Annotated in this window: 24 protein-coding genes; 10 read left to right on the top strand and 14 right to left on the bottom strand. The window is 72.2% G+C overall.

The genetic code is table 11. The features are described from left to right. Positions 1-496: 496 nt before the first annotated feature. On the bottom strand, positions 497-2,086 hold the full coding sequence (gene dacB, locus ABTZ58_RS13715; RefSeq protein WP_351354862.1) for a D-alanyl-D-alanine carboxypeptidase/D-alanyl-D-alanine endopeptidase: 1,590 nt from the start codon (positions 2,084-2,086) through the stop codon (positions 497-499). A gap of 79 nt (positions 2,087-2,165) precedes the next feature. Between dacB and ABTZ58_RS13710 the strand changes: the two genes are divergently transcribed. After that, on the top strand, positions 2,166-2,657 hold the full coding sequence (locus tag ABTZ58_RS13710) for an inorganic diphosphatase (protein WP_003991985.1): 492 nt from the start codon (positions 2,166-2,168) through the stop codon (positions 2,655-2,657). A 121-nt stretch (positions 2,658-2,778) separates the two neighbouring features. After that, a complete protein-coding gene (locus ABTZ58_RS13705) occupies positions 2,779-4,485 on the top strand; it encodes a threonine/serine exporter family protein (RefSeq protein ID WP_351354859.1) in 1,707 nt (568 codons plus the stop codon). 31 nt (positions 4,486-4,516) lie between these two features. On the opposite strand, the gene ABTZ58_RS13700 is transcribed toward ABTZ58_RS13705, so the two are convergent. Continuing rightward, the gene (locus tag ABTZ58_RS13700; protein ID WP_351354856.1) at positions 4,517-5,392 is read right to left on the bottom strand and encodes a DedA family protein; all 876 of its coding nucleotides are present in this window, start codon (positions 5,390-5,392) and stop codon (positions 4,517-4,519) included. 134 nt (positions 5,393-5,526) lie between these two features. On the opposite strand from ABTZ58_RS13700, the gene ABTZ58_RS13695 reads away from it, so the two are divergent. Continuing rightward, positions 5,527-5,892, top strand: coding sequence for a YbjQ family protein (locus tag ABTZ58_RS13695; RefSeq protein WP_351354853.1), 366 nt, complete (start codon positions 5,527-5,529; stop codon positions 5,890-5,892). Between the two features lie 18 nt (positions 5,893-5,910). Here the strand turns inward: ABTZ58_RS13695 and ABTZ58_RS13690 are convergent, their stop codons facing one another. Further along, on the bottom strand, positions 5,911-6,672 hold the full coding sequence (locus ABTZ58_RS13690) for a MerR family transcriptional regulator (protein ID WP_351354850.1): 762 nt from the start codon (positions 6,670-6,672) through the stop codon (positions 5,911-5,913). A gap of 102 nt (positions 6,673-6,774) precedes the next feature. Here ABTZ58_RS13690 and ABTZ58_RS13685 point away from each other — a divergent pair, with 102 nt between their 5' ends. After that, positions 6,775-8,061, top strand: coding sequence for an ion channel protein (locus ABTZ58_RS13685; protein WP_351354847.1), 1,287 nt, complete (start codon positions 6,775-6,777; stop codon positions 8,059-8,061). 31 nt (positions 8,062-8,092) lie between these two features. Next, positions 8,093-9,499 carry a glutamate decarboxylase gene (gad, locus tag ABTZ58_RS13680; RefSeq protein ID WP_351354844.1) on the top strand — a complete coding sequence of 469 codons (1,407 nt, stop codon included), beginning with the start codon at positions 8,093-8,095 and terminating at the stop codon, positions 9,497-9,499. A gap of 75 nt (positions 9,500-9,574) precedes the next feature. On the opposite strand, the gene ABTZ58_RS13675 is transcribed toward gad, so the two are convergent. From ABTZ58_RS13675 to ABTZ58_RS13650, 6 genes are all read right to left on the bottom strand, one after another. Next, a complete protein-coding gene (locus ABTZ58_RS13675) occupies positions 9,575-10,336 on the bottom strand; it encodes an ABC transporter permease (RefSeq protein WP_351354841.1) in 762 nt (253 codons plus the stop codon). Continuing rightward, on the bottom strand, positions 10,333-11,292 hold the full coding sequence (locus ABTZ58_RS13670; protein WP_351354838.1) for an ATP-binding cassette domain-containing protein: 960 nt from the start codon (positions 11,290-11,292) through the stop codon (positions 10,333-10,335). Before ABTZ58_RS13670 ends, ABTZ58_RS13675 begins: the two co-directional genes overlap by 4 nt. 74 nt (positions 11,293-11,366) lie before the next feature. Then, on the bottom strand, positions 11,367-12,008 hold the full coding sequence (locus ABTZ58_RS13665; protein WP_351354835.1) for a PadR family transcriptional regulator: 642 nt from the start codon (positions 12,006-12,008) through the stop codon (positions 11,367-11,369). 10 nt (positions 12,009-12,018) lie between these two features. Then, positions 12,019-12,570, bottom strand: a complete 552-nt coding sequence (locus tag ABTZ58_RS13660) for a DinB family protein (RefSeq protein WP_309096566.1) — start codon at positions 12,568-12,570, stop codon at positions 12,019-12,021. Positions 12,571-12,672: 102 nt separating this feature from the next. After that, positions 12,673-14,136, bottom strand: coding sequence for an aldehyde dehydrogenase family protein (locus tag ABTZ58_RS13655; protein WP_351354831.1), 1,464 nt, complete (start codon positions 14,134-14,136; stop codon positions 12,673-12,675). Positions 14,137-14,232: 96 nt separating this feature from the next. Next, positions 14,233-15,069: a Sco1979 family transcriptional regulator gene (locus ABTZ58_RS13650; RefSeq protein ID WP_502996065.1), complete on the bottom strand. Its 837-nt coding sequence runs from the start codon at positions 15,067-15,069 to the stop codon at positions 14,233-14,235. 350 nt (positions 15,070-15,419) lie between these two features. Between ABTZ58_RS13650 and ABTZ58_RS13645 the strand changes: the two genes are divergently transcribed. After that, positions 15,420-15,914, top strand: coding sequence for an ATP-binding protein (locus ABTZ58_RS13645; protein WP_351354828.1), 495 nt, complete (start codon positions 15,420-15,422; stop codon positions 15,912-15,914). Between the two features lie 87 nt (positions 15,915-16,001). Here ABTZ58_RS13645 and ABTZ58_RS13640 read toward each other — a convergent pair whose 3' ends face one another. The 5 genes from ABTZ58_RS13640 to rpmG form a co-directional block, all read right to left on the bottom strand. Beyond that, positions 16,002-16,220 carry a DUF397 domain-containing protein gene (locus tag ABTZ58_RS13640; protein WP_051648637.1) on the bottom strand — a complete coding sequence of 73 codons (219 nt, stop codon included), beginning with the start codon at positions 16,218-16,220 and terminating at the stop codon, positions 16,002-16,004. Positions 16,221-16,861: 641 nt separating this feature from the next. Then, complete coding sequence (rpsR, locus tag ABTZ58_RS13635; protein ID WP_114254543.1) at positions 16,862-17,095, bottom strand: 30S ribosomal protein S18; 234 nt, start codon at positions 17,093-17,095, stop codon at positions 16,862-16,864. 7 nt (positions 17,096-17,102) lie between these two features. Next, the gene (locus tag ABTZ58_RS13630) at positions 17,103-18,305 is read right to left on the bottom strand and encodes a CobW family GTP-binding protein (RefSeq protein WP_351354825.1); all 1,203 of its coding nucleotides are present in this window, start codon (positions 18,303-18,305) and stop codon (positions 17,103-17,105) included. Positions 18,306-18,309: 4 nt separating this feature from the next. Next, positions 18,310-18,558: a type B 50S ribosomal protein L31 gene (locus ABTZ58_RS13625; protein WP_031115921.1), complete on the bottom strand. Its 249-nt coding sequence runs from the start codon at positions 18,556-18,558 to the stop codon at positions 18,310-18,312. Positions 18,559-18,560: 2 nt separating this feature from the next. Continuing rightward, the gene (rpmG, locus tag ABTZ58_RS13620) at positions 18,561-18,725 is read right to left on the bottom strand and encodes a 50S ribosomal protein L33 (RefSeq protein ID WP_010044249.1); all 165 of its coding nucleotides are present in this window, start codon (positions 18,723-18,725) and stop codon (positions 18,561-18,563) included. A gap of 65 nt (positions 18,726-18,790) precedes the next feature. Between rpmG and rpmB the strand changes: the two genes are divergently transcribed. From rpmB to ABTZ58_RS13600, 4 genes are all read left to right on the top strand, one after another. Continuing rightward, on the top strand, positions 18,791-19,027 hold the full coding sequence (gene rpmB, locus ABTZ58_RS13615) for a 50S ribosomal protein L28 (RefSeq protein ID WP_309096561.1): 237 nt from the start codon (positions 18,791-18,793) through the stop codon (positions 19,025-19,027). Continuing rightward, on the top strand, positions 19,027-19,332 hold the full coding sequence (gene rpsN / locus ABTZ58_RS13610) for a 30S ribosomal protein S14 (protein WP_351354820.1): 306 nt from the start codon (positions 19,027-19,029) through the stop codon (positions 19,330-19,332). The genes rpmB and rpsN overlap by 1 nt, the downstream gene beginning before the upstream one ends. 123 nt (positions 19,333-19,455) lie before the next feature. Further along, on the top strand, positions 19,456-20,007 hold the full coding sequence (locus ABTZ58_RS13605; RefSeq protein WP_351354817.1) for a hypothetical protein: 552 nt from the start codon (positions 19,456-19,458) through the stop codon (positions 20,005-20,007). Positions 20,008-20,123: 116 nt separating this feature from the next. Further along, positions 20,124-20,666: a DUF4232 domain-containing protein gene (locus tag ABTZ58_RS13600; protein ID WP_351354814.1), complete on the top strand. Its 543-nt coding sequence runs from the start codon at positions 20,124-20,126 to the stop codon at positions 20,664-20,666. Positions 20,667-20,669 lie beyond the last annotated feature (3 nt).

The following is a 20,669-nucleotide window of genomic DNA, read 5'->3' as shown; positions in this document are numbered from 1 at the left end:
CCACAGGCGGCCGACGACAGCCCGCGAGCGGACCAGGCGACTATCCCCGGCCGAGTGAGCAACCGCCCGCAGGGAGCCGAGCAGCCACCCACGGGACCGGGCGGCTGCCAGCAGCCGGACAGGGCAGCCACCCACAGGCGGCCGACGACAGCCCGCGAGCGGACCAGGCGACTATCCCCGGCCGAGTGAGCAACCGCCCGCAGGGAGCCGAGCAGCCACCCACGGGCGGAACCCCGCCGCTGCCACGACTGAGCGAAGCAGCCGCCCGCAGCGGGCCAGGCCGCTGCCCACGGGCGGGGCGACCGGAGCTGCTACCTGCGAGCCGGGCCGGATGGCTGCCCGTGCGCGGGCCGCCAGTCCCCCCGGCCCGCGCCCGGAAAGCCACCCGGGGGTGACTGGCCGGGCGCGGGGCGCGTGACTAGTCACGAGCAGGGCCGGCGGCTGCCCGCAGGCCGGCTGGGCGGCCTCGCCGTGGGCGCCGGTCGCTTTTCGACCCTCATCTGCAGCCGCACGCGGCCAACGTCGTGGCGACCCTGTCCAACGCCTTCTGCGTCGCCGCCGGGGCGATGCGGTCCGTGTCGGTGGCCATGAAGGCGAACGCCAGCAGGCGGCCGTCGTGGTCGACCAGGGTGCCCGCGAGGGTGTGGACACCGGTCAGCGTGCCGGTCTTGGCCCGGATCACGCCGGATGCTCCGTCCGTGTAGCGGGAGCTCAGCGTGCCGGTGAAGCCGGCGACGGGCAGGCCGGTGAGGGCCGGGCGGAGCTCGGGGCGGGACGGGTCGGCCGCCTTGGCCAGCAGGGCGGTGAGGAGGCCGGGCGTCAGGCGGCCGGCGCGGTCGAGACCGCTGCCGTCCTTGAAGGCGGCGCCCTTGAGCGGCAGTCCGAGTGCGCGCAGCTGCGCGCCGATGGCCCGGCCCGCGCCCGCGAAGTCGGCCCGTTCGCCGGTGGCGAGCGCGGTCTGGCGGGCGAGGGCCTCGGCGATGTCGTTGTCGCTGTTGGTCAGCATGCGTTCGACGAGGGCCGACAGCGGCGGCGAGGAGACCGCCGCGAGGGTCTCGGCACGGGTCGTGGCCTTGGACGGGCCGGGGGCCGTGGTCTTGATGCCGTGGGAGGTCAGGAAGTCCTTGAACTGACGGGTCGCGTCCTCCGCGGGGTCCGTCACGCGGGTGACCGGGCCGCTCGTGGAGTCGTCCGTGCGGCCCTCGTCGGCCATCAGGGGGCTGACCAGGGCGAGATTGGGGTTGTTCCCGATCGGGTGCCTCGGGGAGCCGGCGTAGCGGGTCGTGTCGTAGGACAGGGTCACCTCGCGCACGCCCCGCTCGGCGAGGGCGGCGGCCGTCTCGGCGGCCAGGGTGCGCAGGCTCGCCGCGTCGTCGGTCTTCTGCTTCCGGGCCGTGAGGGTGGGGTCGCCGCCGCCGACGAGGACCACTTCCTTCGTGTCGGGTTCCAGCGCGGCCCGCGTGGTGAGGCGGTGGTCGGCGCCCATGGCGGACAGCGCGGCGACGGCCGTGGCGATCTTCGTGGTCGAGGCGGGTGTGAACGGCGCGTCCTGGTGGGCGCCGTACAGGCGCCTGCCGGTGGCGACGTCGATGACCGACGCCGCGGGCCGGGGGCCGAGTGCCGGGTCCTTGAGCAGGGGCGCGAGGACCTTCGCGAGCGCCTTGCCGTGCGGGGCGGACTTCACGGTGCTGACGCCGCCGAGGCCGGTCAGGACGGGCCCGGCGCTGGGGGCGGGCCGGGACCGGGCGGGCGTGCCGGGCGCCCCGCCGTGATCTGTGCCACCCGCGCGGTCGAGGGCCACGGCCCGGTCGCGCTCGGCCGTACGCTGGCCCGAGGAGTCCCAGGGACCGACCGCGGTCACCACCCCGGCGGCCAGTGCGAGACCGGCGGTGGCGGCGCCCGCGGTGTACTGCCAGGTCTTCGGCCGCGTGACCCGCGCGACCTGCGGTTTCCCTGCTCCCGCGAACCGCGCGACCCGCGGTTTCGCAGCCGCTGCGGCCCGGGCCAGGCGCGGTCGTACGGCGTCCGCGAGCCGCGCCGCGTGCGCTCTCGCGGCCTGCCAAGGCCTCAGCTCTGGCACGACCACCAGCCCCTTTCGCGATCACACACCTGCGTGAGGGACACTTAACCACCAGAACTGTGTGTTGATCATGGAGGAGCCACCGGTGGAGTTCGACGTCACGATCGAGATTCCGAAGGGTTCGCGCAACAAGTACGAGGTGGACCACGAGACCGGTCGGATCCGCCTGGACCGTCGCCTCTTCACCTCGACCAGCTACCCGGCCGACTACGGCTTCGTCGAGAACACGCTCGGCGAGGACGGCGACCCGCTGGACGCGCTGGTCATCCTGGACGAGCCGACCTTCCCGGGCTGCCTCATCCAGTGCCGGGCGATCGGCATGTTCCGGATGACGGACGAGGCCGGTGGCGACGACAAGCTGCTGTGCGTGCCGGCGCACGACCCGCGCGTGGAGCACCTGCGGGACATCCACCACGTGTCGGAGTTCGACCGCCTGGAGATCCAGCACTTCTTCGAGGTCTACAAGGACCTCGAGCCCGGCAAGTCGGTCGAGGGCGCCAACTGGGTGGGCCGCACGGACGCCGAGGCCGAGATCGAGCGCTCCTACAAGCGCTTCAAGGAGCAGGGCGGTCACTGACCCCTCGCCCCGGCCGAACGGGCCGCACGCCTGCGTCGCGTGCGGCCCGTTCGTCCGTCTGTGCGCATACTGAGGCTGTGGGGGGTACGAGGCTGACGTGTCGTACAGGGAGCGCCAGGCAGTGACGGACGCGGAGGACCGCAAGCCCAGGTCGGACGAGGCGAGGAGTGCCTTCGCAGCTCCGTCCGGGGCCTTGGGGGCCGCCGTCGACGGGGACATGTCGACCACGTCGGAGTTCGCGATCCCCGACGGACTGGCCGTCCCCAGAGCGACCGGCTCGGAGTCCGAGACCACGTCCGAGTTCGCCCTGACGCGGGGACTGGACGTCCCCCACGCGCCGGGGACGGAGCCGGAGGGGTCGGCGTTCACCCCGCCGAGCACGTACAGCGCGCGCCAGGCCCCGACCGCCTTCACGCCGCCGAACGGGATCCCGAAGGTCAGTCTGACCAAGGACGTGCCCTGGCAGGACCGGATGCGCACGATGCTGCGCATGCCGGTGGCGGAGCGGCCGGCGCCGGAGCCGGTCCAGCGCAGCGGTGACGAGGCGGGGCCCGCGGTGCCGCGCGTGCTCGACCTGACGCTGCGCATCGGCGAGCTGCTGCTGGCCGGCGGCGAGGGCGCCGAGGACGTGGAGGCGGCGATGTTCGCCGTGTGCCGTTCCTACGGGCTGGACCGCTGCGAGCCGAACGTCACCTTCACGCTGCTGGCGATCTCGTACCAGCCCTCGCTCGTCGACGACCCCGTCACGGCGTCGCGGACCGTGCGGCGCCGGGGCACCGACTACACGCGGCTGGCGGCCGTGTACCAGCTGGTGGACGACCTCAGCGACGACGAGACGGCCGTCTCCCTGGAGGAGGCCTACCGGCGTCTCGCGGAGATCCGCCGCAACCGACACCCGTATCCCGGCTGGGCGCTGACCGGGGCGAGCGGGCTGCTGGCGGGTGCCGCCTCGGTGCTGGTGGGCGGCGACCTGATCGTGTTCGTCGCGGCGGCGCTGGGCGCGATGCTCGGCGACCGGCTGGCGTGGCTGTGCGCGGGGCGCGGGCTGCCGGAGTTCTACCAGTTCACGGTCGCCGCGATGCCGCCGGCCGCGATCGGGGTCGCGCTGACGCTCGGCCACGTCGACGTGAAGGCCTCCGCGGTCATCACCGGTGGACTGTTCGCGCTGCTGCCCGGGCGGGCGCTGGTGGCGGGGGTGCAGGACGGGCTGACCGGCTTCTACATCACCGCCTCCGCGCGGCTGCTGGAGGTCCTGTACTTCTTCGTGGGCATCGTCGCGGGCGTGCTGACGGTGCTGTACTTCGGCGTGCAGCTGGGGGCGCGGCTGAACCCGGACGCGGCGCTCGGGGTGTCCGACCAGCCGGCGCTGCTGATCGGGGCGTCGATGCTGCTGTCGCTGGCGTTCGCGGTGCTGCTCCAGCAGGAACGTTCCACCGTGGTGTGGGTGACGCTGAACGGCGGTGTCGCCTGGGTCGTGTACGGCGCGATGCACTACGCCGGCGGCATCTCGCCGGTGGCGTCCACGGCGGCGGCCGCGGGACTGGTGGGGCTGTTCGGGCAGTTGCTGTCCCGCTACCAGTTCGCTTCCGCGCTGCCCTACACGACCGCGGCGATCGGACCCCTGCTGCCGGGTTCCGCGACGTACTTCGGACTGCTGGCGATCGCGCAGAACGAGATCGACGAGGGGCTGGTGTCGCTGTCCAAGGCGGTGGCGCTCGCCATGGCCATCGCCATCGGGGTGAATCTGGGGTCCGAGATCTCGCGGCTGTTCCTGCGGATCGGGTCCGCGGAGAAGCGGCGGGCCGCGAAGCGCACGCGCGGGTTCTAGCGCGGTCTCCGCGGCCCGGACGAGGGTCGGGTCAGTACCCGTTGTTGTACGGGCCCTGCTGGGTGCCGTACGGCCGCTGCTGGCCGTAGCCGGGGGCCTGGGGGTACTGGTCGTAGTACTGCCGGTCGCTGTACTGCCGGTCGCTGTGCTGCGGGCCGTTGTAGCCGTTCTGGTGGTGCGGCTGCTGCGGGGAACGGTCGTCGGGGGTGATGCGGCGGAGCTGGGTCGTCGCGTCGTCCATGACCGGCGGGTGGGACTGCGCGGCCGCGGGGGCCTGCGCCGCCTCGCGCTTCTTCTTCGCACGGTCCCGCAGGTACTCGATGATGATCGGGACGACGGAGAGCAGGACGATCAGGATGAGGATCGACTCGACGTTCTTCTTGATGAAGTCGATCTGGCCCAGCCAGTAACCCGCGAGGGTGACGCCGGTGCCCCAGGCGATGCCACCGATGACGTTGTACGTGAGGAACGTGCGGTACTTCATGCGGCCGGCGCCGGCGACGATGGGCGCGAAGGTGCGCACGATGGGGACGAAGCGGGCCAGGACGATCGCCTTGGGACCGTACTTCTCCATGAACTCGTGGGCCTTGTCCAGGTTCTCCTGCTTGAACAGCTTGGAGTTGGGACGGTTGAACAGCTTCGGGCCCAGGAACTTGCCGATCATGTAGCCCACTTGGTCGCCGATGACGGCCGCGAGCACGATCAGCGTGCAGACCAGCCACAGCGGCTGGGTGATGTACGTGCCCTCGGCGACGAACAGGCCCGCCGTGAACAGCAGGGAGTCGCCGGGCAGGAAGGCGAAGAGTCCGGACTCGGCGAAGACGATGAGCAGGATGCCGGGCAGGCTGAACGTCGAGATGAGGTAGTCCGGGCTGAGCCACTCGGGGCCGAGCGCAAGCGTGGTCACGGGGATGTGGCTCCTGCTGCTGTGGGATACGGGCTGGGGCTGACTGCCTCAAAGTATCAACGCAGCCGTCGCGGCCCAGGTTCCATGGGGGATAACAGGATGCACTGTGGCCCGCTCCGGGCAAAGCTGTGGACATGGGCATCGACGAATACGGCGGCGGACAGGGCCCTGAGCCCGACGTCCTCGTCGTCACCACGAACGACGTACCCGGCTACCACGTGCGGGAGGTGCTCGGCGAGGTCTTCGGCCTGACCGTGCGCTCCCGGCACCTGGGGAGCCAGATCGGCGCCGGACTGAAGTCGCTGGTCGGCGGCGAGCTGCGCGGGCTCACCAAGACGCTCGTGCAGACCCGCAACCAGGCCATGGAACGCCTCGTCGAGCAGGCACGCGCGCGTGGCGCCAACGGTGTGCTCGCCTTCCGCTTCGACGTGACCGAGGCGGCGGACGTGGGCACCGAGGTGTGCGCGTACGGCACGGCGGTGGTGCTGGCCCGGGAGTGAGGACCCCCGGGCCGGGGATCAGCAGGCGTGGCGGGCCGCGTTCGCGGCGATCGCCTCCTTCAGGTGCTCGGCGAGACCCGGCCGCATCGACTCGTAGAACGCCTTGAAACGCTCGTCGGCGACGTACATCTCGCCGAGGCTGCGGTGCAGCTCGTGGGGGCACTCGTAGTACCAGGTGCAGATGTGCTGCCGGTGCTCCTCCGCCAGGGCCATGGCCGCCTCGCCGGTGGGCGGTTCGCCGGCGGCCATCAGGGCGTCGTAGCGGCGCCCCCAGTCGGCCGTCAGGTCCTGGATCCGCTGCCAGTCCTCCTTGGTGTAGCGGGCGACGCGGCGCTGCGACTCGGCGTACTGCGGCGTGCCGCCCCAGCGCGCCTCCACCTCGTCGGCGTACTGCTCCGGGTCCTTGTCCCCGAAGACCTCGAACTTCTCCTCGGGCGTGAGGTTGATGCCCATCGTGCGTGCCTCCATGGCGTGCTCCACGGCCGCCGCCATCTTCCGCAGCTTCTCGATCCGGGCGGTCAGCAGGTCGTGCTGGCGGCGCAGGTGCGCGCGCGGGTCCGCGTCCGGGTCGTCGAGCAGGGCGGCGACCTCGTCGAGCGGGAAGCCGAGCTCCCGGTAGAACAGGATCTGCTGCAGCCGGTCGAGGTCGGCGTCGCTGTAGCGCCGGTGGCCCGCGTGGCTGCGCTCGCCGGGCACGAGCAGGCCGATCTCGTCGTAGTGGTGCAGCGTGCGCACCGTGACGCCGGCGAAGCCCGCGACCTGTCCCACGGAGTAGCTCACTTCCGCTCCCTTCTTCTTCCGTGCTTCACGGTCGGGCCTCACGCCACGTGAGGTGCAAGCGTGTTTCCGGTTTGTACCGTTTGATCCGTTTATCGTGTGCCCGTGGTCCAGGACACCGAGCGGCGGGCGCCCTCCGTCACCCCCGCGGCCCCCGCGCGCGTGCTGCTGCCGTCGATCGTGCCCGCCGCGGCCGTCGGCGTGCTCTCCAGCCTGGTCCTGGTGGGCGTGAGCGCCGCCGCCGAGAAGCTCCAGAAGGTGCTGTGGGGTCCGCTGCCGGACGCGCTGGGGATCGGCCGGTACTCCGTGCTGTGGATGCTCGTGATGCTCGTCGGCACCGGCGTGGCGGTCGGCCTCGTGGTGTGGCTGATGCCGGGTCACGCGGGGCCCGATCCGGCCACCGTCGGCCTGGACGCCCCCGTCCTTCCGCCCGTGGTGCTGCCCGGGCTGCTGCTGGCGACGGCGCTGGTGCTGGCCGGCGGGCCCAGTCTCGGCCCGGAGAACCCGATCATCATGGTGAACGTCGCCCTGGCCGCCTGGCTGGGGGCCCGGGTCCTGCCGAAGGCACCCGGCCGCATCTGGCCGGCACTGGCGGAGGCGGCCACCATCGGCGCCCTGTTCGGCACCCCGGTGGCGGCCGCCCTGGTGATCTCCGAGGCGCTGGCCCGGCAGGAGACCCGCGGACTGCTGTGGGACAACCTCTTCGCGCCGCTGACCGCGGGCGCGACCGGTGCCCTGACCGCCGGCCTGATCGACCACCCGAGCTTCGACCTGGACCTGCCGTCCTTCGGCCGGCCCGGCTGGGGGGACCTGCTGGCGGCCGTCGTCATCGCCTCGGCGGGAGCGCTGCTGGGCATGGCCGCCGTGCGGGCGTTCCCGTACGTCCACGGCGCCTTCCGCGGGCTGCGGCACCCGATGCTGATGCTCCCGGCGGGCGGGCTCGTGCTGGGTGGTCTCGCGGCCCTGGGCGGTCATCTGACCCTGTTCAAGGGGCTCGACGAGATCGCCGAGCTGGCCCGCGACCCGGACGGCAGGTCGGCCGGGGAGTACGCCCTGCTGACGGTGGTGAAGCTGGCCGCGCTGCTCGTCGCCGCGTCCTGCGGCTTCCGGGGCGGGCGCATCTTCCCGGCCGTGTTCGTCGGCACCGCCCTCGGGCTGTGCGCCCATGCCCTGGTCTCCGGGGTGCATCCGGCGGTGGGGGTGTCGGCGGCGGTGCTCGGGATCCTGCTGGCGATCACCCGGCAGGGCTGGGTCAGCCTCTTCGTCGCCGCGGTGCTGGTCGCCTCGCCGGAGATCATCGCCCTGCTCTGCGTCGCCTCGCTGCCCGCCTGGCTGCTGGTGACGGGCCGCCCCCAGATGCAACTGCGCGAGGACGGCACCCCGGTCCGCTGACGCCCCTTCCCCCACCCCCCTGGAGGCTCCCATGCCGCTCGACGACGGCACCCGCCGCTCCGCCGGACGCCGACTGTCCGTCAACCCCTTCTACGGCCCCGCCAACCCGGTCGGCGACATGGCCGAGGCCCCGCCCACGCACCGGCTGCCGGACCAGCCCATGGCCCCGGCGACCGCCCACCAGCTGGTCCGCGACGAGCTGATGCTCGACGGCAACGCCCGGCTGAACCTCGCCACCTTCGTCACCACCTGGATGGAGCCGGAGGCCGGGGTGCTGATGGCGGAGTGCCGCGACAAGAACATGATCGACAAGGACGAGTACCCGCGCACGGCCGAACTGGAGCGGCGCTGCGTGGCGATGCTCGCCGACCTGTGGCACGCGCCCGACCCGGCCGCCGCCGTGGGGTGTTCGACGACCGGGTCGAGCGAGGCGTGCATGCTCGCCGGGATGGCCCTGAAGCGGCGCTGGGCCAAGCGCAACGCCGACCGCTACCCGGGCGTCCGGCCCAACCTGGTGATGGGCGTCAACGTGCAGGTCTGCTGGGAGAAGTTCTGCAACTTCTGGGAGGTGGAGGCCCGGCTGGTGCCGATGGAGGGCGAGCGGTTCCATCTGGACCCGCAGGCCGCGGCCGAGCTGTGCGACGAGAACACCATCGGGGTCGTCGGGATCCTGGGCTCCACGTTCGACGGCTCCTACGAACCGATCGCCGAGCTGTGCGCGGCGCTGGACGCCCTGCAGGAACGGACCGGGCTGGACATCCCGGTCCACGTGGACGGGGCGTCCGGCGCGATGGTCGCGCCGTTCCTCGACGAGGACCTGGTGTGGGACTTCCGGCTGCCGCGGGTGGCGTCGATCAACACCTCCGGCCACAAGTACGGGCTGGTCTACCCCGGCGTCGGCTGGGCGCTGTGGCGGGACGCGGACGCGCTGCCCGAGGAGCTGGTGTTCCGGGTGAACTACCTGGGCGGCGACATGCCGACGTTCGCGCTGAACTTCTCCCGGCCGGGCGCCCAGGTCGTGGCGCAGTACTACACCTTCCTGCGGCTGGGCCGGGACGGCTACCGGGCCGTGCAGCAGGCCGCCCGGGACGTGGCCACCGGGCTCGCCGGGCGGGTGGCGGCGCTCGGCGACTTCCGGCTGCTGACCCAGGGCGACCAGTTGCCGGTCTTCGCCTTCACGACCGCGCCGGAGGTGACGGCGTACGACGTCTTCGACGTCTCGCGGCGGCTGCGGGAGCACGGCTGGCTGGTGCCCGCCTACACGTTCCCGGCGAACCGCGAGGACCTGTCCGTGCTGCGGGTGGTGTGCCGCAACGGCTTCTCCGCCGACCTCGCCGACCTGCTCGCGCAGGACCTGGAACGGCTGCTGCCGGAGCTGCGCCGGCAGCCGGGCCCGCTCACCCGGGACAAGGACGCGGCGACGGGCTTCCACCACTAGGGCCTGCCCGACCATTTCCGTCGTCGCCCGGAGCAGACGGGAATGGCCGGGCAGGCCACGGCGACGGCTCGGCCTCTAACGGCTCAGCCGCGCGAACCTCCTGACCGCGAGCGGGAAGAACACCGCGAGCAGGGCCAGGGGCCAGACGACCGCCCACCCCACGTGCCCGGACTCCGTGCCGGGCACGCCGAACAGGTCCCGTACGGCCGTGGCGGTGTGGGACATGGGGTTCCACTCCACGGCCGTGCCGAGCCAGCCGGGCATCGAATCGGGGGTCGCGAAGGCGTTGGACAGGAAGCCCACCGGCCAGACCAGGATCTGCACCGCCTGGACCAGCTCCGGCTTGCCGGCCACCAGGGCGAGGTGGATGCCGATCCACAGCATCGCGAAGCGGAACAGGAGCAGCAGCCCCAGGGCGCCCAGGAGGGCGGTCGGGCCGCCGCCGGGGCGCCAGCCGAGGGCGGCGCCCACGGCGAGGAGCACCAGCAGGGTCAGCGCCGACTGGAGCATGTCGGCGGCGGAACGGCCCACCAGCACCGCCCCGTTGGCCATGGGCATCGAACGGAAGCGGTCGATGACGCCCTTGTCGAGGTCCTGGGTGACGGCGATCATCGTGCCCTCCAGGCCGAAGGCCATGGTGAGCGCGAGCATGCCCGGGATGAGGTAGTCGCGGTAGTCCCCGGCCACGCCGCGGCCGCCGCCGACCAGGTAACCGAACATCAGCAGCAGCATCACCGGGAAGACCAGGCCGACGGCCACCTGGACCGGTTGGCGCCCCCAGCGGGCGAGCTCCCGGCGGGTCATGGTCCAGGAGTCGGTCAGGGCGTGGGCGGTCACGCGGCCTCCTTCGCTCGGCGGTCGTCGGGGTCGTCTCCGGTGAGGTGCAGGAACACCTCGTCCAGCGTCGGGCGGCGCAGCGCCACGTCCTCCGCCTCGATCCCGGCCTGCCGCAGGGCCCTCACGACCTCGGACAGCGCCGCCATGCGGTCGGTGACCGGGGCGCTCAGCAGCCGGCGGTCCACGTCGACGGTGACGCCCGTGAGGGGCAGCAGGGCGACGGCCGCGCCCAGGTGCCCGGCGTCCCGCAGGACCACGTCGATGCGGTCGCCGCCGGTGGCGGCCTTCAGTTCGTCCGCCGTGCCGTCCGCGACGACCCGGCCGGAGTCGACGACCGAGATGCGGTCGGCGAGCTGGTCGGCCTCCTCCAGGTACTGGGTGGTGAGCAGCACCGTGGTGCCGCCGCCGACCAGGGAGCGGACGGAGTTCCACACCTCGGCGCGACCGCGGGGGTCGAGACCGGTGGTCGGCTCGTCCAGGAAGAGCACCTCCGGCTCGGTGATCAGGGACGCCGCGAGGTCCAGGCGGCGCCGCATGCCGCCGCTGTACTGCCGGACCGCCTTGCGGCCGGTGTCGGCCAGGCCGAAGCGCTCCAGGAGCTCATCGGCACGCGCGCGTGCCCGCCGCGCGCCCAGGTGGTGGAGCCGGCCGAAGAGCTCCAGGTTCTGCCGGCCGCCGAGCTCCTCGTCGAGCGCGGCGTGCTGCCCGAGCAGGCCGATGCGCAGCCGGACGGCATAGGCCTCGCGCACCACGTCACGGCCGGCGACCTCGACCCGGCCCGCGTCGGGCCGCAGCAGCGTGGACAAAACCCTGACCAGGGTGGTCTTGCCCGCGCCGTTCGGGCCGAGCACCCCGTGCACCGTGCCGCGCGCGACCGTGAGGTCGAGCCCGTCCAGCGCCTTCTTCGCGCCGTACCTCTTCTCCGCGCCTTCGACGGTGATCGCCGCGTCGGCCACTGAGCCTCCCTCTCTAGTCAAACTTGACTACAGGGGCGAAGGTAACGCTGCCGACAGCTATTCGTCAAATTTGATTAGAGGGCGTCCCCGGGATGCCGCTCCCCGGTCGCGTACGGGTTCTCCTCGCCTTCGGCCAGGACCCCCACGAACGGATCGCCTTCGTCGGCGAAGGTGTAGGCGCCGCCCTCGATGCGCTCGATCAGGCCGCGGGTCCACTCGGCCTCGGAGTCGGCCGTGTGGACCCACATGTTCATGATCTCCCCGATGTGGCCCAGCTGCCCGGGCCCCTCCTCGGGCACGTAGTGCTCCAGGACGGAGGCCCGCCACTGCTCGATCCGCAGGGTGCGCTCCTTGAGCAGCGCGACCACCTCCGCCCGGGGCAGGTCGACCACGAACCCGACCGCGGCCGTCTTCACGTCCCCGCGCTGGTCGTAGGTGACCAGCGCCTCCCGCAGCAGCCGGAAGTACTCCTCGGTGCCCCGGTCGGTGACCTCGTACTCCGTGCGCGGCGGCCCGCCGGCCGTGGACGGGGCGACCTCGTGCGCGTGCAGCAGCCCCTGCTTCGCCATCTGCTTCAGGGCGTGGTAGATCGAGCCGGGCTTGGCGCTGGACCACTCGTGCGCGCCCCAGTACTCCAGGTCGTTGCGCACCTGGTAGCCGTGGGCGCGGCCGTGCATACGGACCGCGCCGAGCACGAGAAGACGGATCGCTGACATGCGGTCCAGGTTAGGACCCGGCCGCCACCTGCTGTTCCGCGGCCACCAGCTCGAAGGCCGTCCTGCCGTCCAGCGACTCGCGGATGATGTCGGCGTGTCCGGCGTGCCGGGCCGTCTCGCGGATCAGGTGCAGGCAGAGCCAGCGCATCGAGAGCCGCTCGTCCTTCGGGTTCCAGGACGTCGCGGGCAGCTCGAAGGTGTCGTCGAGGCTGGGCACCGCGCGGATGAAGGCCTCCGTCTCGGCGGCCACCTTCTCGTAGTACGCGAGCTGCGACTCCACGGTCTCGTCCCCGGCCAGCACGAAGCACTCGTGCCAGTTCGACTCGTCCCGCTGGACGGCCGGCGGCTCGCCCTTGGCCCGGGCGATCCAGCCCTGCTCGACCTCGGCGACGTGCTTCAGCAGCCCGGCCAGGGACAGTTCGCTGGCGCTCGGCCGGGACGACGCCTGCTCCGCCGTCAGGCCCAGCAGCGCCCTGCGGACGCCGCCGCGCTGCTCGGCGATGAAGGACAGAAGTGCTCCGCGCTCGTCACCGGGTGCCTCGGGTCCCACGTGCGTCACCATGACCGGCCGCCTTTCGTCTGTGTCTCTGCTGCCTGACAAGGACGAAACTACGGACCCTTGCGGTCAGCTTCTGTCCGCAAGGGTCCGCCGGGTCACGCGGGATCAGAACGGGAAGCGGCTCCGGCCGTGCTGCACCGAGATCCACTTGGTCGTCGTGAAGGCGTCCAGCATCGTCTCGCCGTTGAGCCGGCCCAGACCCGAGTGCTTCTCGCCGCCGAAGGGGACGATCGGCTCGTCGTGGACCGTGCCGTCGTTCACGTGGAACATGCCCGTGTCGATCCGCTTCGCGAAGTTCACGCCGCGCTCGATGTTCCCGGTGTGCACGGCGCCGCTCAGCCCGTACGGGGAGTCGTTGACGATACGCACGGCCTCCTCCTCGCCGTCGAACGGCACGAGGAAGGCGACCGGGCCGAAGACCTCCTGGCGCAGCAGCGCCGAGTCGGCGGGGACACCGGTCAGCACGGACGGCTCCACGAGGTTGTCCGTGCGGCCGCCGCGCACCAGGGCGGTGGCGCCCTCGGCGAGGGCCTGCTCGACCACGCCCGCGAGGGCGTCCGCCTGCTGGGAGTTGATCACCGGGCCGATGACGGTCTCCGGGTCGCGCGGGTCGCCCGCCTTGAGGGACTTCACCTTGGCGACGAACTTCTCGGTGAACTCGTCGGCCACCGACCGGTCGACCAGGACGCGGTTGGCGGCCATGCAGACCTGGCCCTGGTGGACGTACCGGCTGAAGACGGCCGCGTCGACCGCGTAGTCGACGTCGGCGTCGTCCAGGACCACCAGAGCGCTGTTGCCGCCCAGTTCGAGGACGGCGCGCTTGAACTGCCGGGCGCAGACCGTGGCCACGTGCCGGCCGACCTGGTCGGAGCCGGTGAAGGAGATGACCTTGGGGACCGGGTGCTCGATGAAGGCGTCGCCGATCTCGGCGATGTCGGTGATGACGACGTTGAGCAGGCCGCCGGGCAGCCCCGCGTCCTCGAAGATCTTCCCCACCAGGGCGCCGCCGACGATCGGGGTGTTCTGGTGCGGCTTGAGCACCACGGCGTTGCCGAGGGCGAGCGCCGGGGCGACCGACTTGATCGACAGCAGGAACGGGAAGTTGAACGGGCTGATCACGCCCACGACCCCGACCGGCACGCGGTAGACGCGGTTCTCCTTGCCGTCCACCGGGGAGGGGATGATCCGGCCCTCGGGGGCCAGCGCCAGATGGACCGCCTCGCGCAGGAACTCCTTGACGAGGTGCAGCTCGAAGGCGGCCTTCAGGCGCGTGCCGCCGAGCTCGGCGATGATGGCCTCGGAGATCTCCGCCTCGCGCTCCTCGATGAGGCTCAGGGCCTTCTCGAAGACCGCGCGGCGGGCGTACGGGTTGGTCGCGGCCCACTGCTTCTGGGCGCGGGCCGCCGCCCGGTACGCCTGATCGACCTCGTCGAGCGTGGCTATGGTGATCGACGCCAGCTTCTCGTCGTCGTACGGGTTGAAGTCGATGATGTCCCAGGAACCGGTACCCGGGCGCCACTCACCGTCGATGTACTGCTGTGCAAGGTCGGTGAAGTAGGACGACGACATGTGTGATCCCTCGATCCCTGGCAGACCCTCGATCGCGCCTTCACGATCTGATCACACGTCATCGTACTTGTGTTTCAGGAGAGTTGGAGGAGTACGTCAGGAGAGCTGGAGCAGGCCCCGCAGAAGGTCCCGGCTCTCCGAAGGGCCCGGGCTGTCGCTCTGCAGCTCCTTGAGCGCCTTCTCGTACTGGGCGACGTCCTCGGCCTTGTCCAGGTACAGCGCGCTGGTGAGCTGCTCCAGGTACACGACGTCCGAGAGGTCGGACTCCGGGAAGCTGAGGATCGTGAACGCGCCACTTTCGCCGGAGTGGCCGCCGAGGCTGAACGGCACCACCTGCAGGCGCACGTTGGGCCGCTCGGAGATGTCGATGAGGTGCTGGAGCTGGCCGCGCATGACCTCGCGGCCGCCGTACGGGCGGCGCAGCGCCGCCTCGTCCAGGATGATGTGGAAGTCGGGCGCGCGCTCGTCGACCAGGTGCTTCTGCCGCTCCAGGCGCAGCGCCACCCGCCGCTCCACGTCGGCCTCGCTGGCGCCCTGCATGCCCCGCCGGACCACCGCGTGCGCGTACGCCTCGGTCTGCAGCAGGCCGTGCACGAACTGCACCTCGTAGGCCCGGATCAGCGAGGCGGCGCCCTCCAGGCCGACGTAGGTCGGGAACCAGCTGGGCAGCACGTCCGAGTAACTGTGCCACCAGCCTGCGACGTTGGCCTCCTTGGCCAGCGAGAGCAGGGAGGCGCGCTCCTGCTCGTCCGTGATGCCGTACAGCGTCAGCAGGTCCTCGACGTCCCTGGTCTTGAAGCTCACCCGGCCCAGCTCCATCCGGCTGATCTTCGACTCGGAGGCGCGGATCGAGTAACCCGCCGCCTCGCGCGTGATGCCCCGCGCCTCACGCAGTCGCCTGAGTTGTGATCCGAGCAGCATGCGCCGCACCACCGATCCCGGCTCTCCCGCGCTCACGTTCGCCGCCTCCCCAACGTCTCCAGGGGCCGAAGTCTGCCATCAAAACACTCCGAGCAGTACTCGTCCGGTTACGGAAACGGAATCGAGACAGCCGGCGCACGCGCACGTGCTCAAGAAGAGGCAGGGGAACGGCCGGAAGGCGACGCGAAGATGACGGAAAAATTGACCAAGAAGCGGTACGGGACGGCTTATTCCGGTCACCTGCACGTGCATCTGCCCTTGCATCTGCTGTACGCATCCGAAACCATGGTCCCGCACCACCGCCGCATCGCACCGACCGCGAATACCCGGGAGTGCCTCGCATGGGGACGAATGGATCGACCATGCTCGAGCCGTTACGGCAGGGCCTTCCGCCGCTCGACCCCGCGGCCGTGTCCGACGCCGCCTCCTGTGCGCTTCCCGCCCGCCACGAAGCGGTGCGCGAGGCACGGAAGTTCACCCGCAGAACCCTCGACCAGTGGGACATGGGCGAGCGTTTCGACGACGTCTGCCTCGTCGTCTCCGAGCTCGTTACCAACGCCCTGCGGCACGGGCTGACGGCGCACACCCCGTGCGCCGGAGCCCACGAGCCGCCCGTGCGCCTGCACTTGATGCGGTGGACCGAGCGGCTGGTGTGCGCGGTGCGCGACCCCAGTCACGAGAGCCCCGTCGCCCGGGAGACCGACGACTTCTCGGCCGAGTCGGGCCGCGGGCTGTTCCTCGTCGACTCCTTCAGCGACAGCTGGGGCTGGCACCCGATGGCCGGCGCGCTCAGCGGCAAGGTGGTGTGGGCGCTGTTCCGGCTGCCCCGGGCCGGATCGCGGCCGCACGCGGAGTGAGAAACCGCGGCGCATCCTCGCGCCGCGGTTCTACGCGCGTCACGGCACGTAGGACACCCGTCACCCCCAGTCGCCGGAGCCGGGCCGTCAGCCACCCACCAGGTGGTCGAACTCGCCGTCCTTCACGCCGAGCAGCATCGCCTCGATCTCGGCACGGGTGTAGACCAGCGCCGGACCGTCGGGGAAGCGGGAGTTGCGCACGGCCACGTCACCGCCCGGCAGCCGGGCGAACTCCACGCAGGAGCCCTGCGAGTTGCTGTGCCGGCTCTTCTGCCAGGCCACACCGCGCAGCCTGGCGGCCGCCATACCGTTGTACACGTCGTGGTCCACAGGTCGCTCCCCGGTGGTGCACTGGCTGGTGTGGCCATTGATGCATCGGTCAACTGACCCGGATCATAGCTCTGTTCAAGTGCATATGCATGGGCAGATGCACGTGCACGGCGGGTGGTCCTCCGGTTACAGCTCCGGCGACCGCTTCACCCGCTTCACCGAAGCACTTGCCTGGTTGGACGCCCCCGCCCCGTCGCGCGTTCCCGGCGGACGGCGGTGAAGTCGGCGGGTTCGGCGGAGGTCCCGTGGAGGCGGAGCATCCGCTCGGCGGCACGGGCGGGCGGCTGTGCGGCTGCGAAAGGGGCCGGCCGACCGTCATCCGGAAGCGGTGGACACGGCCGGGGGCAGGGAGAAACGGGCCACGCGCAGGAGGGGGAGGTCGTCCCGCGGACCGATGCCGGCCCGGACCATCGCCGGATCCCCGACGGGACGAACGGCGCCTGACGACTCGGACGGCGTGTCCCGCCGGCGGTCCGCCGGGCGTCCGGCCCGTGGCGGCCGACCGGGCACGCAGCCGGCCGGGGAGCGTCCCGGGAGCGGGTGCGGAGCCCGTCGTTCCGCGCCCACGGGGTCCCCCACGCGTCAAGCGTGGGGAACCTCACCCGGCCGGGACGCGTTCAGCGGCTGGAGTACGGCAGCAGGGCCATCTCGCGCGCGTTCTTGATCGCCCGGGCCAGCTGCCGCTGCTGCTGGGCCGACACGCGGGTGACGCGGCGGCTGCGGATCTTGCCGCGGTCGGAGATGAACTTCCGCAGCAGGTCGGTGTCCTTGTAATCGATGTACGTGATCCCGGCCTGGTCCAGGGGGTTGGGCCGGTTCTTCGCGGGCTTGCGCTCGGGCTTGCGGGGCATGGTGGGGTCAGACCTCCAGGAGGGTGTCGAAGGCGTGCGGCAGCCGCTGCCAGGCGTCGCGCCCGGCGGCGTACTCGGCGTCGGTCAGCAGGCAGGACTCCAGCAGCCGCTCCAGGCCGTCCCGGTCCAGGCCGGGCGAGGTGAAGACGAGGTGCTGGCCACGGTCGCCGTGCTCGGGGTGCCAGTCCAGCGCGGCGGCGGCGCGGCGCACCGGCGGGACCATCTCCCAGGCCGCGTCCGGCAGGGACGCCAGCCAGGGTCCGGCGCTCTCCACGCACAGGGCGCCGCCCGCCGCGTCCCAGTGGAACAGCGTGTCGGGCTTGTCGGCGAGCCAGAACCGGCCCCGGCTGCGGGCCGCAGCGCAGGTCAGGTCCTCCAGGGCGGCGTACAGCCGCTCCGGGTGGAAGGGGCGGCGGCTGCTCCAGACCAGGGTGGAGACGCCGTGCGCGTCGGCCTCGGCGGGCAGCAGCGCGCAGGCCGGGTGCTGGGCGGCGGCGGCCGCCTCGACGTCGAAGCCGGCGAAGGCCGCCCGGGCCAGAGGCGAGAGCGGGCGCGGGCGCGGGGCCGGCACGGTCAGGCCGTCGCCGTCCGGGGCGGCCGGTGCCTCCTGCCCGATGGGCACCCGCAGGGCCGTCGGGTGCAGCTGGGCGAGCAGCTCCCGGTCCTCGTCGTCGGCCTCTGGGGACTCGGCGACCGCCAGGACGGGGGCGTACTCCAGCTGGCGGGCGAAGGTGTCGGCGACCGTGCGCTGGTCCGTCGCCGCCGCGGCGAGCCCGCCCTCGGCCAGGTCGTCGCCGTTGCCCAGGCAGGGCAGGACCAGGGCCGGGTCGACGGCGGTGATCACGCCGGTGACGGTGAGGCCGCCGGCCGTGACGACCTCGGCCATGGCCTTGGGCTCGACCGAGTCCCACAGCTCGACGACCGCGAGCCGGGTGGCACCGGTGTCCCGGAGCCGCTCCAGCTCCGGGACCAGGTCCTCGCGCAGGGCGCAGCACGCGCAGTCGTTGACGAGCGGCGCCTCCCCCGCGTCGAGGATGCCGCCGGCGTCCCGCACGGTCCGTACGACCGTGCCGGCGGCCGCCGTCGCCAGGTCGTGGTGGAGGACGACGCTGCCGGGCACCTCCGCGAGCAGCCGGTCCACGGCCGCCCGGCGGGCGTCGGCGTGCAGCCCGCCGACGATCACGACGGGCAGCCCAGGGGAGACAGCCACGGGGTCAGCCCTTCTTTCCGTACCGGCGCTCGAAGCGCTCGACGCGGCCGGCGGTGTCCAGGACGCGGGCGGTGCCGGTGTAGAAGGGGTGGCTGACGTCGGAGATCTCGACGTCGACGACGGGGTAGGTGTTGCCGTCCTCCCACTCGATCGTCTTCTCGCTCGTCATGGTCGAGCGGGTGAGGAAGGCGTAGTTCGCGGCACGGTCGCGGAAGACGACGGGCCCGTACTCCGGGTGAATGCCCTGGCGCATGGTCAGCGCTCCTCTCGGAAGTCGACGTGGCGGCCGACGACCGGGTCGAACTTGCGCAGGGTCAGTCGGTCCGGGTCGTTGCGGCGGTTCTTGCGGGTCACGTAGGTGTAGCCGGTCCCGGCGGTGGACCGGAGCTTGATGACCGGACGGAGTTCGTTGCGTGCCATGCCGTTATGATACTGAAAACGAATTCCATTTGCATCAACTGAGGCAGAGAGGTACGTCACCACCCATGTCCGCGCACTGCATGCTGACCGGCGCACAGCCGGGCTTCGGCAACCGCATCTCGCACTCCCACCGGCGCACGTCCCGCCGGTTCGACCCCAACATCCAGTCCAAGCGCTACTGGCTGCCGAGCGAGGGCCGGCACGTGCGGCTCCGGCTGAGCGCACGGGGGATCAAGACCGTCGACACGATCGGGATCGAGGCGGCCGTGGCCCGGATCCGCGCCCGGGGAGGGAAGGTCTGATGGCGAAGAAGAGCAAGATCGCGAAGAACGACCGGCGGCAGGAGATCGTCGCCCGGTACGCCGCCCGGCGGGCCGAGCTGAAGGAGATAATCCGCAGGCCGTCCTCGACGGACGCCGAGCGTATGGCCGCGCAGGCGGAACTGCGCCGGCAGCCCCGGGACGCGAGCGCCACGCGGGTGCGCAACCGGGACCAGGTGGACGGGCGGCCCCGCGGCTACTTCCGGGCCTTCGGGCTCTCCCGGGTGAACCTGCGGGAGCAGGCGCACGCGGGCTATCTGCCCGGTGTGCGGAAATCGTCCTGGTAGAAGACCGTCCCCGAGGCTCTTGACGGGCCCTGGTAGCTTGCTGCGATCGTTCCGGCCATGGGCCGGCCGGTGCTGTTCCGGGCCGGCCGGCCGGCTACAGCTTGGGGGCTTGCAGTGACTTCGGTGACGTTCTGGCGCCGCTTCGGCGCGGTGCGCGTCGCGGCGGCGGCCGCGGGGCTGGTGGGCGCGCTCGTGCTGACCGGGTGCAGCGGCGACGGTGACTCCGGGGACGACCCGGCGACGAGCCCGGCCCCCTCGGCCACGGCGTCCGGCGGAGGCGGCGGCTCGGACTCCGGACCGGACTCCGGCTCGGACTCCGGACCGGGCTCCGACTCCGGTTCCGGCGGCGCGGGCGCCGGTGAGCTGGCGGGCAGCTGGCTCGCGACGACCGACGGCAAGGCCGTGGCCCTGGTGATCACCGGCGAGCAGGCCGCGCTGTTCGCCACGGGCGGGAGCATCTGCAGCGGCACAGCGGGCGAGGAGTCCGGGATGCGCACGATCCGCCTGAAGTGCACGGACGGCAGCAAGAGCCGGTCCACGGGCATGGTCGACTCCGTGAACGGCAGCAGCATGAAGGTCACCTGGGAGGGCGGCCTCGGCGCGGAGACGTACACGAAGGCGGAGGGCGGCAAGCTGCCGACCGGGCTGCCCACGGCGAGCCTCGGGGCGCAGTAGGGCGCGAGCGGTTCGCGGAGGATTCGCGGGGGGGGTGCGTGCCCGGAGGACCGCCGGGTGCGTGATGATCCTGGAGCCCGGCACCGCCTTTTTGTTCATCACGCCCAGAGGACCTCATGCGCACCTTCCCCCTCGCCCTGACCGCCGCCGTCGCCTCGACGCTCCTGCTGACCGCCTGCGGCGGCGACACCGGCGGCTCCGGCGACGACGACACGAAGAACGCGGATCCCGCGAACGGCTCGGCCTGCGCACCGGCCGACCTGGGCGTCGAGGTCGGGGCCGGCGCCGCCCCGGCCGCCGGGGACACCGGCACCGTCACCGTGACGCTGACCAACAAGGGCGCGGAGTGCACCCTGAAGGGCTTCCCGGCCGTGGACCTCCTGGCCGAGAGCAGCACCACCGACGTGCTCCCGGAGGAGGGCGCCCAGGCCCAGCCGCTCACCCTGGGGAAGGGTGCCACCACGTCCTTCACGATCACCTACGTCCGCGGCGAGGCCGACCCCGCGAAGAGCCTCGTCGTGCACGCGGCGTCCTTCACCCTGCCCGGCGCCCCCGGGGACGCGCACGAACTGAAGTGGTCCTACGGCCCCGTCGCCCGGCCGGACGGCGGCGGCCAGGCGCAGGCCACGGTGAGTGGCTTCGAGTCCGCCGGGGACTGACGG

The organism is Streptomyces sp. NPDC094143 (genome assembly GCF_040303825.1).
In the GTDB taxonomy this organism is placed as follows: Bacteria; Actinomycetota; Actinomycetes; order Streptomycetales; family Streptomycetaceae; genus Streptomyces.
The sequence above is the reverse complement of the archived record's forward strand: the minus strand, read 5'-3'. Positions and strand labels throughout refer to the sequence as shown.